The sequence below is a fragment of the Labilibaculum manganireducens genome (assembly GCF_963665805.2).
GTDB classification, from domain to species: domain Bacteria; phylum Bacteroidota; class Bacteroidia; order Bacteroidales; family Marinifilaceae; genus Labilibaculum; species Labilibaculum manganireducens.
This window is the reverse complement of sequence record NZ_CAXXEE010000003.1, coordinates 392682-409016: the sequence shown is the minus strand read 5'-3', so window position 1 is coordinate 409016 and position 16335 is coordinate 392682. Positions and strand designations below refer to the sequence as shown.

7 protein-coding genes are annotated in these 16335 nt (G+C 35.9%); all 7 read right to left on the bottom strand.

Annotated elements, in window-relative coordinates; genetic code table 11:
• Positions 1 to 141: 141 nt before the first annotated feature.
• The 7 genes from ACHZAX_RS01705 to metH all read right to left on the bottom strand — a co-directional run bounded on the left by ACHZAX_RS01705 (position 142) and on the right by metH (position 16334).
• Positions 142 to 1650: an alkaline phosphatase gene (locus ACHZAX_RS01705; protein ID WP_320017796.1), complete on the bottom strand. Its 1509-nt coding sequence runs from the start codon at positions 1648 to 1650 to the stop codon at positions 142 to 144.
• Positions 1647 to 2465 (bottom strand): phosphatidylinositol-specific phospholipase C/glycerophosphodiester phosphodiesterase family protein, encoded by an 819-nt coding sequence (locus tag ACHZAX_RS01700; protein ID WP_320017795.1) that lies wholly within the window; start codon positions 2463 to 2465, stop codon positions 1647 to 1649. The genes ACHZAX_RS01705 and ACHZAX_RS01700 overlap by 4 nt, the downstream gene beginning before the upstream one ends.
• A 72-nt stretch (positions 2466 to 2537) precedes the next feature.
• Complete coding sequence (locus ACHZAX_RS01695; RefSeq protein ID WP_320017794.1) at positions 2538 to 4112, bottom strand: RagB/SusD family nutrient uptake outer membrane protein; 1575 nt, start codon at positions 4110 to 4112, stop codon at positions 2538 to 2540.
• 18 nt (positions 4113 to 4130) lie between these two features.
• On the bottom strand, positions 4131 to 7184 hold the full coding sequence (locus ACHZAX_RS01690; RefSeq protein WP_320017793.1) for a SusC/RagA family TonB-linked outer membrane protein: 3054 nt from the start codon (positions 7182 to 7184) through the stop codon (positions 4131 to 4133).
• A gap of 264 nt (positions 7185 to 7448) precedes the next feature.
• Entirely contained in the window at positions 7449 to 11423 is a 3975-nt protein-coding gene (locus tag ACHZAX_RS01685) for a two-component regulator propeller domain-containing protein (RefSeq protein ID WP_320017792.1), read from the bottom strand.
• 177 nt (positions 11424 to 11600) lie between these two features.
• On the bottom strand, positions 11601 to 12560 hold the full coding sequence (gene metF, locus ACHZAX_RS01680; protein ID WP_320017791.1) for a methylenetetrahydrofolate reductase [NAD(P)H]: 960 nt from the start codon (positions 12558 to 12560) through the stop codon (positions 11601 to 11603).
• Positions 12561 to 12662: 102 nt separating this feature from the next.
• On the bottom strand, positions 12663 to 16334 hold the full coding sequence (metH, locus tag ACHZAX_RS01675) for a methionine synthase (RefSeq protein ID WP_320017790.1): 3672 nt from the start codon (positions 16332 to 16334) through the stop codon (positions 12663 to 12665).
• Position 16335 lies beyond the last annotated feature (1 nt).

Here is a 16335-nt window from a genome sequence, read left to right as displayed (position 1 = left end):
AAACAGTACATAGATAATTATTATTGTAACAATCACAATTTTTAATCGGATTTTTCCAATTTAAATGGCAAAAAAAATAACGCCAACAGCTGTCTTCTGTTGACGTTATAAATCCAAACTATATTAAATGAAAAAAAAATGTTAATCTTTATATTTTTTATAATCAGTCATCGAGTAAAATAATTGTTCTGCCTCATCATTAGAAAGCGCAATTCCCAATTTCTCTCTGATATTTATTTTTAATTCGCTAAGTGTTGCAGACTCTCCCAACACACTGGAAACAGATTTTTTCTGTCGTTCCAAATTTTTTACAAATATTTTATATAACAATGGATTTGTGATGTTTTCCCATTCTTCCCCATTTTCCATTTTCTTATGAAATGCATTTTCTTTAGGCATTTTTCGATAAGCAACCTCTAGCCCACCAGTCTCATGGTCAGCGGTAAAAATCAATAATGTATTTTCCGGAGATTCCTGGTATTTTCTGTACGCATCTTTTAAAACCTGATTCATTTCTTCAACTGCTTTATAAACCGAAGCTATATCGTTATCATGAGCCTCCCAATCAATTCTGGCGCATTCAATCATTGCAAAATAAGGAGAATCTGTATCCGAAATCAATTCTAAAGCCTTATTTCCCATCTCTTTCACACTTGGAATTGATACGGTTGATTCATCGCGGTTAATTGCAGCAGGCAATCCTCCGCTGGCAAATAAACCTATAACTTTGCCTCTTTCAATGTTTTGTAATTGTCTTAAAGTGGAACAAAATTGATAATCCTTTTTTTGAAAAGATTCAATTAAATTACGAGAATCAGTTCTTAAAGATTCAAAATTTAAAGATTCAGGCACTCCTTCAAAATCTGAAAAAATTGTTCCTTTGGGGAAAAAGAGGTTTGCTCCTCCTCCTAAAATCACATCAATATTGCTCGAAGCCTCTAATTGATCAGCTATTTTCTGTTCCGCATCCCTATTAATAGAATGTGCATAAAAAGCAGCAGGAGTTGCATCGGTTATTCCTGCATCAGTAACAATTGCCGTTTTGTATCTCCCGTTTATGGCTAATGCTAATGCGCTTTGTAAAGGCATTCCCAAAGAATCTACACCTATCATATTCATCAGTGTTTTTTTTCCACAAGCAATTGCTGTTCCCGAAGCTGCTGATCCTGTAACCAATCCTCTGGCAGTACCTGTATACAAATATCCACATGCCCCTTCACTCATTATACGTTCGAAATAAGTAGGAATCTTATTTTTTTGTGCATATCGCTCATAAATTGGTAATGCCATGTGCATATTTCCCATTCCATCTCCAATTACGATTATTACATTTAACTTTTCTTTAACAGCACTTTTCAATACCCGTCCTAACGAATCGTTTTGGATAGGACCTTGCAACATCTTTGTATATTTTTCAGGTCCAACAGCACCTAAAGGAACTGGTGCTGCAGTATGAGAAGTTGTGCTCCAAATCACTTGTGTTTCTTTCCCAATCATTTGATTTAGTATCACATGTGAAATGGATCTTTTGTTCCAAAATTCCGATTCATTCCGAATCATATCATCATGTAACTTAAGATTTTTATTTTGGCAGGCAGAATTACTTACGATTATCAAGACCAGAGCTATAAACCCATGTATATATTTCATTTTTTTATTTGCTTTTCATCCAATTTATTAAGATAGTTACTAAAACACGAAGGGCAATCACAACCAATAAGATCAACACCTGCATTTCGAAGAACATTCCAGTAATTAACTGATTCTGATAATTCATCAGGCATTCCCCAAAATCGTATCATTTTATTTTGAGAGTGGCAAGCTTCCGTTAAACAGCATAATTTCTCATAATCTTTTTTTGATATCTCCTCCTTGCCTTTCCATGTAAAATATGTGTTCCAATCATCACTAATTAGTAAAAAAAGGTTTGAATCTTTAAATTTGTCTATGTCTGAAATACGACCATCCAAAAAAGCATACCTTAAAGTTTCTTTTTTCAAAATCTCTACCGGCCGGTCTCCCGAAATAATAATTGTTACTAATTTCTGCCTAATTTTATTATCTGAAAAACAAGTTAGCATCTCCAAATATGGTATTAACATCTTCTTCAATTCAGTATAAGTTTCCTTGCCTTTATCCTTAATATCAATCATCAAAATAATTGGATTAAATTTTTTGGATGAGTCCCTTGTCAACTGTAATAATGGGTTCAAATACAAATGTTCCAGTGTTTGCTCTAACCTCAGATTATTCTCGTTGTGTCCCACTAAAAGTTTACCGCTGCGTAAAAAAACATCTGCCTCAATACTTACCATTCCATTTTCCAAGGCCTCAAATAAGGGACGCTTCTGAAGATAATCGTTATGCGAATGACCACCTTTAAAATTATATTGCTGCGCATAAACAGTTACCGAACAAATTACTGCTGCAACAGCAACAAGTACTACTCTTAAGAATACCATCATTGAACTTTAATTTAGCCAAGATTATACGAATGCCACCAATTCAATATATCAATGGCATTCGTAATTATGTATTTACCACCCAATATTTTGATCAATACCTGAACTTGAGATCACTTCGCTCGGAATAATCCAAACATTGTGAACATCTGGTTTGTAGGTACGTGCTGGCCAAACTTCCTCTATCGTATAAGGTGAATCAGGATTTGTTTTATCTGAATGAATTCGACCATGAAGTGGTTTAGAATAGATAGATTCAGCATCTCCCCAGCGCACCAAATCTCGATGACGGTTTGCAAACTCACCAGCAAACTCAACCCGACGTTCCTGTTTCAAATCAGCCATTGTGCAATTTACTTTTGAAGCCAAACCAGCTCTGTTACGAATCAAATTAATCTCTGTATCCGCATTTTTGCTTAGTTTCAATTTTGCTTCTGCTTTCATCAAAACCACTTCCGCATAACGTAAAACTGGCACATCCTGAATAGTATAAAGAGCATCACCGTTGGCATTAATTAAACCATTCCCAATAGGATCGGCATACGAATAAATATCCATGTATTTATTGAACTGAAAACCAGAAAGAGAATTTGTTGAATAATACCTGCGACTTTCTCCCCAAAACTGAAATTCGTCTCCAAAATTCAAAATTGTAGCTGAACGACGGTAATCTCCATCTTCAAAAGCCTCAAATAATTCCTCTGTTGGTGTATAGTACCCCCAGCCGTTGTAAACACCCCAGCCTTTATTTTCAAGCATCACACCAACTAACTTACTACCTCTGTCGATACCTGAAGTAACAGACCAAATATATTCCGAGCCAAATTCATTCTGATATGTAAACACTGATCGAAAATCACTCTCAGGCGTATCCGTGTCAATTAATTTACGCCCCGAACCAGAATTGCTTACCTTATCACAAAACTCAATTACTTTTTCCCATTTAGAATCATCGTACTGTGCCCAGTACAAATAGGTCTTAGCAATGTATGCATAACAAGCATCTTTATGCGCACGACCTTTATTTTCAGATGAGTAAGAGGTATACAATGGCAATAAATCTGCAGCTTTTGTTAAATCCTCCACAATTTGAGCATAATTTTCAGTAACTGAAGCAGGACGCTGAAACTTTGTCTCTTTCATATTTTCAACTGTCACAATGGGAACACCTCCACTCACATCATTTCCATAGGCTGAAGCAACCCAGAAATAATGGAAAGCACGCATAAAATAAGCTTCTCCCAGACAACGTTTTTTTACACTTTCATCGAAGTCCATATCCGGAACATTTGCTAAAACATCGTTAGCCCGACGAATTATTTTGTAAGACTGAGGATACATCCAGCTTGCATAACCCTCGTCTCCAGTCAGATTGAAATTCTTGATATTGTCAGCTTCTGCTTTAATACGACCAGTAATCATATCATCAGAAGCATTAATGTACCACATAAAACCGCGGGAGAACATATCTTCATCGCCCATATAATAATACATTGAATTTACAGCAGCTTCGGCATCAGCCTGCGTTTGAAAGTAATTCGACTCTGTTGCACTTCCCAATGGAGTGAGTGAAGTAAAATCATCTGAGCAAGACACGATTCCAACAAAAGAAGCAAAAATCAAAGCCTTTGACATATATTTTTTCAACATGATAATGATAATTTTAAATTAAAATTTGAATGATAAACCAAGTGAATAAGTTTTTGCAACCGGATAGGTTCCAAGATCCAAACCAATTCCTCCAACTTCAGGATCAAGACCTGTATAATCAGTAATCGTAAAAAGGTTTTCTGCAGAGAAATAAACCCGAAGTGAAGATCCTTGGCAGATTCTGTTCAATAACAAAGCAGGAACATTATACCCAATAGTTAAATTCTTTAATCGTAAATACGAACCATCTTCTAAATACCAATCCGAATTCGTTCCAAAATTAGAATTAGGATCATCTACTCTCAACATAGGAATCTCAGAATTTATATTACTTTCGGACCAAGCATTTAAGACCCGATTATCCAAGTTATACCCCTGTTGCGCAGCATTATAAGCAGTGAATTTGTAGGCATTAAACAACTTTACTCCTGATACTCCTTGGAAAGTTAAGGCTAGATCAAAATTCTTATATTCAGCAGAGAAATTGAATGCATAAGTAAAATCAGGAAATGCATTTCCTTTATAAGTTCGATCTTCGTTGCTAATCTCACCATCCTTATTCGAATCAATAAACTTTAAATCTCCTGGTTTTGCATTTGGTTGAATCAACTGTCCGTTTGATCCTGTATAATTATCAATCTCAGTCTGAGTTTTGAAAATACCATCAGAAGAGATCAAATAATAAGAATACAATTCTTGCCCTGGTTCTGATCGGTATGGATACAATGTTGAGCGTACATTATTACTGTGATAAATATAGCTGCTGGTATATCCATCCAAATCTTTCAGGTTATTTTTAGTCGTTGAAAAATTTCCATTTACTGAATACTTTAAACTACCAATATTGCCTTTGTACAAAGCTGAAAATTCAAATCCTTTATTTTCGACCGTTCCTACGTTTGAAGTTGGACCATCGTTCACTCCAAGATGCGAATCTGCAGCATTAGTCATAATCATATCGTTAGTATTCTTCACAAAATAATCAGAAGTAATTTCCAAACTGCCTTTGAATAAAGACAAATCTAATCCAACATCAAATGATTCAGAAGTTTCCCACTTTAAATTGGGATTTGACTGTTGTTTAACGTAGTATCCTGAAACCTTCTGGGCATCGCTTTCACCTAAAGTAGGACGCTGAGAAGACATAGGCACATTATATGCATAATAACTTACTGACTGAATATTCCCTATCTGTCCCCATGAAGCACGTAATTTCATTGAATGAATCCAATTCAATTCTTGCATAAACGACTCATTACTCATTTTCCAGGCAACAGATGCCGATGGGAATAAATCACTGTTATTTTCGCTACTCAATCGAGATGTTTGGTCACGACGAATACTTCCCATCAAAAAATATTTATCACTATAGTTGTAACGAAAACGACCAATCATAGAATTTAATGCATCTTCATAAGCATCGCTTGAGTAAGAATTAATAGAACCAGCATTTTCAAGATAGTGATACCAGCTTTCTTCCCTTGCAAAATCCTGTGCATTCACCAAATTATACTCATACTTAGTATATTGTGCAGAATAAACACCTGTGAAATCTAAATGATGATTATTGATCGTTTTAGAATAACTCACCTGATTGTCCCAAATCCATTTGTTACGTTTTGACCAACTTTGATTCAGGTAATTCATTTCCGATGGTCTTCCACTTTCTGGAATTTTAGGTGTAAATTTCTTATACTCTGAATCCTTCAAACTCAACATGAGAGAAGAGCGAAATTTAAAATCCTTAATGAAATCAAATTCAATATAAGCATTGGCATCAATATAAGTAACAGGATTACTTGTAGCAGGACGTTTCAACAAAGCAACAGGATTATAAACATCACCATAAGATCCTGCATAGTCTGAACCCTTGGGAGCTACACCATGAAAATTGCCTTCTCCATCATAAACTGGTGCCGCCGACGGCATATACATGGCATTAATAATTGTTCCTGAGTAACTTGATGTATTGTTGGTTCCAATAGCTTCCTCATTTAAAACATAAAGGTTTTGTCCTACTCTCATTTTATCACTCAAATTATATTGAGATTTTACTCGTAAGCCAATACGTTCCGATGATGTATTAATAAGCAAACCTTGTTTTTTCTGATAGCTGAACGAAGCACTATAAATTCCTTTTTCACCTCCTCCACTTAAACCAACATTAGCGTTGTAAACAGATGCCTTCCTGAAAATCTCGTCAATCCAGTTGGTGCGATTAACTCCACCCCAAGGATTTAAGCTCACATCACGAGCCGGATCTCTCGTAGCTCCACTGTTATCAGCAGCAGTATTATAAGCCCAGTTTTGTTCTTCTGCCGTTAAAGGAACAGGTAAATTATCAGCTTGCTGAACTCCAGCAAACACATCAACAGCAACAGAAAGTTTACCAGCTTTACCGCTTTTTGTTGTCACCACAATAACACCAGATGAAGCCTGTGCACCATAAATTGCTGCAGATGCTGCATCTTTCAAGACAGTTATTGATTCAATATCATTAGGATTTAGTGTACCACCATAATAAGGCATTCCATCAACTACCCACAATGGAGATTCTGTATTAACTGATCCCATCCCACGAATAGTTATTGTTGGAGTACTTGCAGGATCACCTCCTTGCTGCTGAACAGTAACACCAGCAAGATTTCCTTGCAAAAATTCTTGCGCACTTGTAATAGGACGACTACTTATTTGATCCATATTGGAAACAGAAGCAACAGAACCGGTCAAATCACTTTTTCGCGACGATCCGTAACCAATTACTACTACATCATTCAAACTAGTTGTTTCTTGCACTAAGTAAATAGTGTAGTCCTGTGAGCCATCAAATTCCCTTTCAATAGATTGAAATCCAATAAATGAAATTTGTAATCTCCCTTTTGTAAGATCTGTTTCGAATGAAAATTTTCCATCCATATCGGCAACAGTTCCTTCGCTTGTTCCGCTTATTCGGATACTCGCTCCAATGAGTGGCAACTTCTCTGAATCATACACCACTCCGGTTAGTTTCGTTTGAGCCATAATCGTTATCGAAATAATAACCAACGAAAACAGAATTAATAGTTTTTTCATTTTGCTTTAAATAAATTAAGGTTTTAAAACTGAATAATTCAACAACTTACTCTTCTGACAGAATAAAAATTTGAAACCAAAGCATATTATATTTCTGATTTCGAATGCTAAAGTATTTCATCTTAAAAAAAAGGAGGAGGATAATTCTTTCGGAAAAAGGAGATAAATTTTACACTTTGGGGATATTTCTATTAAAAAAAGAGGATTCTTTCTACATTAACAATGCCTTAACAATAGAGTGATTTTCGGTTAAAACACAAAAACTTATTTTTTATTACTCAAATGAATGTTTCGATATTTAGAAGGAGTCATTCCTTGTTGCTTAGCAAAACAACGACTGAAATACTTCGGATCGTTAAAACCAACCATATCACTAACCTCATTAATGGTAATCCCTTCCCTTTCAAGTAATTGCAAGCTTCTTTTAATTCGAAACGATCGAATAAATTCATTAGGCGACATACTTGTGAATTCCTTTAGTTTTCGATACAATTGCATTTGGCTCATCCCCATTTCCTTAGCTAATTCTGTTTGTCCAAATTTAGCATTGGATATTTCCTTTTCCATCATCTCTTTCAGCTTTGCAAATAACTTTTCATCATAGGTTTCCACCATTTTGTTCTCTGGTTTCATTACTGCATCAGTATTAGCTGCCACTTTTATTTGCTTGTTTCTCTGTAATAAATTTGAAATTTTAAGAAAAAGCAATTCTATCTGAAAGGGCTTTGGTATAAAATCATCGATTCCAGAATAATAAGCTTCTTTCTGATTCTCAATTTCTGACAATGCTGTTAAAAGAACAAAAGGAATACCTCGATACCTTCCTTTCTTCTTTAAATTCTGACACAATTGAATGCCATCCATTTCAGGCATCACCCAATCTGATAAAATAAGATTTACAGAAGCATCCTTTTTTAAATACTTTAATGCTTCAGAACCATTTGCGACAGTTACTACACGATATTTTTCCGACAGAACTTCCGTAAGGTATTCTCTCAAATCAAAGTTATCTTCAACTAAAAGAATCAACTCTTTCCTTGATTCGTCCATATCGATGTTTGCGAGGAATTCCTTTTCAACTGGTGAGACTTCTTGATTTAATGCATAATTTATATCTTCTGGCCCTTTGGCAGAATGAAAAGGTAAAAATAAAATGAACTTACTGCCAGAACCTTCTTCACTTTCTACCTGAATCCTACCTTTTAGCAAATGAACAAAATCATTTACCAATGATAAGCCAATACCTACCCCTTCATTTTCGGGCTGCGATGATTTCCCTACTTGATAGTATCGATCGAAAATATACTTAATCCTATCAGAAGGGATTCCAATACCTGTATCAGTTACACTAAATTCAAAACCTTTCGTTTTCAATATTAATTCACAAGTAATTTGCCCTCCTGCCGGTGTAAATTTTATTGCATTTGTAAGTAAATTAAATACGATTTGTTGCAGTTTATCGTAATCATACCGACAATAAAAACTCTCATGACTGGTCAGAAATGTCAATTTCAGTAAATTTGACTCCATCTGATTCATAAATGAATTAATAACTGTTTTAATAATACTTACAATATCTCCTTGTTTAAAAATCAAATGCAAACCTCCAACTTCTAGTTTTCTTTTATCTAACACCTGTTCAATAAGTTGAAGAATATAGTTTGAATTTGTTTGCATACATTGTAATTTCGTACGCATTTCTAATGAGAGATTCTTGTTCTGAAGGAGTTCACTTAAAGGAGAAATAATTAAAGTCAGAGGTGTTCGAATATCATGAGAAATATTGGTGAAAAAATTTTGTTTTAATCTGTTTAATTCTTCGAGCCTATTATGCATCTCGAAAAGATGATCTCTCTGTGCAAGAATCTGATCCCTTTGTTCAGATACTTTAGCATTCTTCTCTTCTAAAGATTGATTTACCTGCTGGAGTTTTTCTTTTTGATTTTCAATTTTCAAAGTTCGTTTAATTACGATATCTTCCAGTTTCTTATTTTTACGTCTAACCTGTAAAAACCTTATCCTTACTACAGTCAAAATACATATAGCTAAAAAGAAAATTAGAGAAACAATAAAGTAAAACTCCAACCAAAAGGGTTTTTCAATTTTAAACGAAAACATTTTTTTCTCATCAGACCATATTCCATCAGCATTAGCAGTCTTTATCCACAATTGATATTCCCCATGTGGCAAATCGGAATATGAAATTTCATGAACAGGTCCTTGAAAAGTCTGATAATTTTGATCAAAAGACTTCAGTATCCAAGCTAACTTAATTTTATTAGGAGAACTAAGCTGTATCCCTTTTAAACTAAAGCTTATTTTGTCTTTCCAAAAAGGAAAGACAAAACAAGAATCACAAACTTTTCCATAGGCAAATTCGGCACAGCTTTCACCATTTACACATACCGATTTGAGCATTGGTATGGGAATTTCTGCAGAAGAATGAATTGAATCAGGATGAAAGCTGACAATATTATTATATCCGCCAAAAAACAAAATACCATCCTGATTTTTAAAAGCTGCTCCTTCTGCAAATTCTGAAATATTGCCAATGTCCTTTTGATCGTAAACTCTGACCTGCTCCGATTGCAAATTTACGTGAATAATGCCTTTGGGAGAACCACACCACAAATTGTGCTTTGCATCTTCAAAAACATGATAAATAAGACTTGATGGCAAATCCTTATTCAAGTAAGCAAATTCCTTCACGTTCCACTTCCCGTCAATAGCATTAAGTCCTCCGAAGCTCGCCACCCAAATAGTCCCAGCACTATCTTCGTAAATATCAAAAATACTATTGCTTAAGATAGAATTATTCTCAGCATCCCCTTTTGTAATGTGCTTCTTAATCCTATGTGTTTTTGTATCGAGCACAAAAATCCCTTGGGCTTCGGTACCAATCCACAAATCTCCACTCGTACATAAATGCAATTTTCGAATGTGTATGTTTTTCAACTCATCTAAAGTATCGAAACAAATAAATTGATTTTTTTCCCGATCATAATAATCAAGACCTCCCCATTCTCCTAAATACAAATTTCCTTTTTGATCTTCAGCAATACTATAAATACGACCTAATGAAGGTAAATTTTTATTCCTCCCTACCGGCCAATATTTAATCTCTTTGGTTTCCGGATGAATTCGACAAATACCAACATAAGTTCCCACCCAAATATATTGATCCTTACTTTGATAAATGGAACGAACCCAATCCCATTTATCTAATTTTCCTTGTGTTGCAAGATGAATTCTTTCAATTTTTTCACCTTGCTTTATCACAATTCCATTATTGTACGTACCAATCCATAACTTACTGTTTTTTTCCTGATAAATAGCTCGAATAGTAGTCTGTAAATCCGGGTTGTCAGAACCAATAACGTTGAAAGTTTTGAATTCATCTACTTTTGAAAAAGCAACATTAATTCCCGAATTTTTAGTTCCTATCCATATATTACCAGATCGATCCTCAAAAATACAATAAACTTCATTACTCGATATTTTATGAGGATCAGGAACACTCATCCCATAATTGATTAAATGGGAGACATCTCCATCCTTACAATAAAAAATTCCCTTATTTAATGTTAAAATCCAAATATCATTTCCTTTAGGAGACCTATATATTGAATATATTTCAACTCGAGGAAATAAGAACTTTAGTTGCTTTGTAATTTCTTCGACAGGAAAGAATTGTGGAATATCAATTTTCTGGACTCTTTTGAAATCGCTGCGAATTGAATCAAAGCTATAGTAAGTATTACCCGATTGATAATATATATTCCCATTTGAATCCAAACCAATCGTATTTTTACTGCTTTTATCAACAGCTAAATCTTTGTAAAAAATACTCTCGCCATTATCATTAATTAAGCGTACAAGAGTACTATTTTCTAACAAGACCCAAATATTTCCAATGGAATCTACAGTAATTATATTTGCACAACCAACCGAAGTTTCATTTTCTGATCCTGATTCAAATGGTCTTACTATTTTATACTCAAACCCATCAAACAAACTTAAACCATCATAGGTAGCAAACCATATTCGTCCAAATTTATCCTCTGTAATGTTTTGAATTGTATTATTTGCCAATCCATCTTCCACAGTTACCTGTTGAAATCTATATGAATTCTGAGCAGTAAGAGGTAAAACGAATATCAATAATAATAAACTAACAACCAATTTACGAACCATTATTGCATCTTCCTTTAATTGATCAAAGAAAGACAGTAAATCCAATCAATATGTAATTATAACGTTATCTAATGGTTATCCTTATCTGAATGTACTCTGATCTCATTTCAAAAGAATATTTCACAAAAAAAGGTCGTTAGGAACTAATTGATAGTTCCTAACGACCTTTTTTTACACTCTTGCAGAGCAATTCTCTGCTTCAACCTAAAAGCTAAACCATGTTTAATAAATTGCCTTGGCTATTTCTTTTACACAATCGGATGCCATAAGTGTATAAAAGTGTAAGGAAGGAACCCCGTGCTGAATCAATTCTTTTCCTTGCTGAATTCCCCACTCTATTCCCACTTGCTTCACCTCATCGTTGGTTTTGCATTTACGAACTTCGGCAGCTAATGCTTCAGGAATATCGGTTTTAAAAATCTGCGGAAGCACTGTTAACTGGCTTAATGCAGATATTGGCTTAATACCCGGAACAACAGGAACTGTAATACCGGCATCGCGTACTTTTTTTGCAAAATCGAAGAATTTCTGATTATCGAAGAACATTTGGGTAACGATATATTCGGCTCCGGCATCCACTTTCTTTTTCAACCAATAAATATCGGAATCAATATTTGGAGCTTCTTCGTGTTTTTCAGGATATCCGGCCGTACCGAAAGAAAACGGAGTTGCAAAAGGCTCAACATGTGTGCCATCCAAAAATCCGCCTTTGTTAATTTTATTCACCTGATTGATTAAATCGATCGCATATTTGTGCTCTCCTTCACTGGAAATAAAAGCATGGCGGGAAGATGAATCACCACGAAGTAGTAGTAAATCATAAATACCCAGAAAATTTAAATCCAAAAGTGCATTTTCAGTCTCTTCCGGAGTAAATCCGCTGCAAATTACATGAGGAACAACAGTTATTTTGTATTCATTTTTTATTGCTGCCGCAACTGCTACCGTCCCCGGGCGCTTTCGGGTAATTTTTTTTTCAATTAAACCACTTTCCGATTCTGTAAAAACCACCTCATCGCGATGTGCTGTGATATTAATGTACTTAGGATCGAATTCCTTTAGTTTATCTATCGTGTTAAAAACTTTATATATGCTGTTTCCCCGCAAAGGAGGCAACAATTCAAATGAGAAATGTGTGGTTTTATTCTCAATTGCCTGATTTAATAGTTCGATTACTTTCATTGGTTTCTGTTAGATATTAGTCGTTAGTTTTTAGTACGCAGTAATTCAATCAACAAATTACTAGTTACCAGCTGCTAACTACTATTTTTATTATAACTAATTCTATAAAATAGAAGTTAAAAGCTTCTTTGCCTTCTCTTCGGATATTCCTTTTCGGGAGGCATAATCTTTTAATTGATCTTCCTTAATTTTATCGATAGAGAAATACAATGCCTCCGGATGAGCGAAAATCAATCCACTTACCGAAGCTGCCGGATACATGGCAAAACTTTCGGTTAATGTTGCTCCGATATTCTTCTCTACATCCAAGAAATCCCAAAGCACTTGTTTTTCGGAATGCTCGGGCAATGATGGATATCCAAAAGCAGGACGAATTCCCTGATAATGTTCACGAAGCATTTCTTCAACGTTCAGATCCTCATCGACAGCATATCCCCAATCTTGTTTCCGAATTTTCTCGTGTAATAATTCCGTGAAAGCCTCGGCCAAACGATCTGCCAAAATCTTAATCATGATGCTGTTGTAATCATCATGATCTTCGGCAAATTTCTGAAGTATTTCTTCAATACCCAAACCTGCTGTTACGACAAAAGCACCTACATAATCGATTCTTTCCGATTCAATTGGAGCCACAAAATCGCTCAAGCACAAACTGCTCAGTCCTTTTTTAAACTTCTCCTGCTGACGAATGCCGCAGAATCTGGTAATTTCATTTGTTCTGTCTTCATCGGTATACAATACGATATCATCACCAACACTATTGGCAGGAAACAATCCGTAAACCGCACTTGCTTCAATCAATCCTTCGCGCTCAATTACATCCAACATGTAATTGGCATCATCGAAAAGGATTTTAGCTTGTTCCTTAAAATCCGGATCTTCCATAATTTCAGGATACATGCATTTTAGCTCCCAGCCTACAAAAAAGAAAGTCCAATCGATGTATTTGCGGATTTCGCCAATCGAAAAGTTATTCAGCACCTGCAATCCAGTTTTGTTCGGCTGATAAACAGGAGCAGTTTTCCAATCAATTTGCTCTCTGTTTTTCCGGGCCTCATCCAAAGTATAGTATTCAACCGGTTTTTTATTTTCATGATCTTCACGCACCATTTGATACTCATCACGGGTTTTTGCCAGAAAATCTTCTCTTTTATTTTTATCGCACAACTGCTTAAAGATTCCAACCGACTTGGACGCATCTACAACGTGAACCACACCATTGTCATAGTTTGGTTCTATTTTAACTGCAGTATGCAGTTCCGAAGTGGTTGCACCTCCTACTACCAAAGGAATATTCAAGCCCTGCCGCTTCATTTCTTCGGCAACAAAACACATCTCTTCCAAGGATGGAGTGATCAGCCCGCTTAAACCAATTGCATCCACGTTCTCTCGTATGGCGACTTCTAAAATTTTTGAACTTGGAACCATAACGCCCAAATCAATCACCTCGAAATTGTTACATCCTAAAACTACGCCAACAATATTTTTCCCAATATCGTGTACATCACCTTTAACGGTCGCCATTACTATTTTACCGGCATTTTTCGCATCGGTCAAACTATTTTTCTCTTCCTCGATAAAAGGTTGAAGATAAGCAACAGCCTTTTTCATTACCCTTGCTGATTTTACCACCTGAGGCAAAAACATTTTCCCTTCGCCAAACAAATTGCCCACAATGTTCATTCCATCCATCAAAGGTTGTTCAATCACATCCAATGCACGAGGCAACAACTGTCTGGCTTCTTCAGAATCCTGTTCAATGTAATCGGTGATTCCTTTTACCAGAGAATAAGAAAGTCTTTCGAAACAAGGTTTTTCTCTCCAGGCATCGGTTTTCACCTGAACTTTCCCTACCGATTTTAATCCTTCGGCAAATTCAATTAGTACTTCAGTCGCTTCTGGTTTCCGATTCAAAACCACATCTTCCACTTTCTCCAAAAGTTCCGGCTCAATATCATCGTAAATCTGTAACATTCCCGGATTTACAATTCCCATATCCAAGCCTTCTTTTATGGCATGATACAAGAAAACGGAATGCATTGCTTCCCTAACTGTATTGTTTCCACGAAAAGAAAATGACAAATTGCTGATTCCACCACTAATTTTAGCATGTGGCAAATTGGCTTTGATCCATTTTACGGTTTTTATATAATCAACCGCATAGTTGTTGTGTTCTTCAATTCCTGTGGCAATTGCCAGTACATTGGGATCAAAAATGATATCCTCCGCAGGAAAGCCAACCGTTTCGGTTAATATTTTATAGGCTCTTGCGCAAATTTCAGTTCTTCGCTGGAAAGTATCGGCCTGACCTTTTTCATCAAAAGCCATGATGACCGCAGCAGCTCCGTATCTTTTTATTTTGGTTGCATGATCAATAAATTCTGCCTCTCCTTCTTTCAAAGAAATTGAATTGACCACACATTTTCCCTGCACACATTTCAATCCTGTTTCCAACACCGACCATTTCGATGAGTCGATCATTATGGGAACACGGGAAATCTCCGGCTCAGACACCAATAACTTTAAGAAAATATCCATCTCCTTTTCAGCATCCAACATGGCATCATCCATGTTTACATCGATGATTTGTGCTCCGTTTTCAACTTGATTGCGAGCAATTGAAAGTGCTTCTTCGTATTTTTTCTCACGAATTAAACGGGCAAATTTTATAGAACCTGCCACATTAGTCCGTTCTCCTACATTCACAAAATTGGTGAGCGAATTTATCCGCAGTAATTCCAATCCACTCAAACGGGTTTCCTTTTCTACAACCGGAATTTCTCTGGGAGCAGCACCTTTAACCGCATCAGCTAATATTTTAATGTGTTCCGGCCGGGTTCCACAGCAACCTCCAACAATATTTATTTTCTTGTTATCCAATAATTCTTTCAGATCACTCAACATGGTTTGTGGAGTTTCGTCGTACTCTCCCAATTCATTTGGCAAACCTGCATTTGGATAAACACTCACGTAAACCGGAAGCAGCGTATCCAATTGTTGAATATACGGCACCAAATCTTTGGCTCCAAAAGCACAATTCAGTCCAATACTCAACAATCGGTCACATTTTACTGAAGTAACAAAAGCCTCCAGGGTTTGTCCCGAAAGAGTTCGTCCGCTGTTGTCAGTAATGGTTCCCGAAATCATGATTGGTGTATCCAATCCTCTTTCTTCCAGCAATAAATCAGCCGCATAAATAGCAGCCTTGGCATTTAATGTATCAAAAATTGTTTCTATCAGAAGTGCATCCACTCCACCATCCAGTAATCCCTTTATCTGCTCGGTGTAAATTCTCACCAAATCATCAAAACCTACATCCCTATATCCAGGATCTTCAACTTTTGGAGACATGGAAGTCGTTTTATTGGTTGGGCCTATTGCTCCCGCTACCCAACGTGGAGTATTTGGATCAAGTAGATTCATTTCATCGACAGCTGCGCGGGCATTTTTCACTGCTTCAAAATTCAGTTCATACGCCAGTTCTTCCAATTGATAATCGGCCAATGATATTGCATTGGCATTAAATGTATTGGTCTCAATAATATTGGCTCCGGCTTCCAAAAACTTTTGATGAATCTCCTTAATGATTTCAGGCTGAGTCAAAGTCAGTAAGTCGTTGTGTCCTTTCTGATCACTTGAAAAATCTGCAAAACGGGTTCCACGAAAATCTGCTTCAGTCAACTTGTGTGCCTGAATCATTGTTCCCATGGCACCGTCTAAAACAAGAATTTGCTTCTGTAATGCCTCTTTAATAGATGTAAATTTCTGTTCCATA

Excerpts from the sequence above, each read along its gene's own strand:
- ACHZAX_RS01705 (WP_320017796.1), bottom strand. The coding sequence starts at position 1,650 with ATGAAATATATACATGGGTTTATAGCTCTGGTCTTGATAATCGTAAGT.
- ACHZAX_RS01700 (WP_320017795.1), bottom strand. The coding sequence starts at position 2,465 with ATGATGGTATTCTTAAGAGTAGTACTTGTTGCTGTTGCAGCAGTAATT.
- ACHZAX_RS01695 (WP_320017794.1), bottom strand. The coding sequence starts at position 4,112 with ATGTTGAAAAAATATATGTCAAAGGCTTTGATTTTTGCTTCTTTTGTT.
- ACHZAX_RS01690 (WP_320017793.1), bottom strand. The coding sequence starts at position 7,184 with ATGAAAAAACTATTAATTCTGTTTTCGTTGGTTATTATTTCGATAACG.
- metF (WP_320017791.1), bottom strand. The coding sequence starts at position 12,560 with ATGAAAGTAATCGAACTATTAAATCAGGCAATTGAGAATAAAACCACA.
- metH (WP_320017790.1), bottom strand. The coding sequence starts at position 16,334 with ATGGAACAGAAATTTACATCTATTAAAGAGGCATTACAGAAGCAAATT.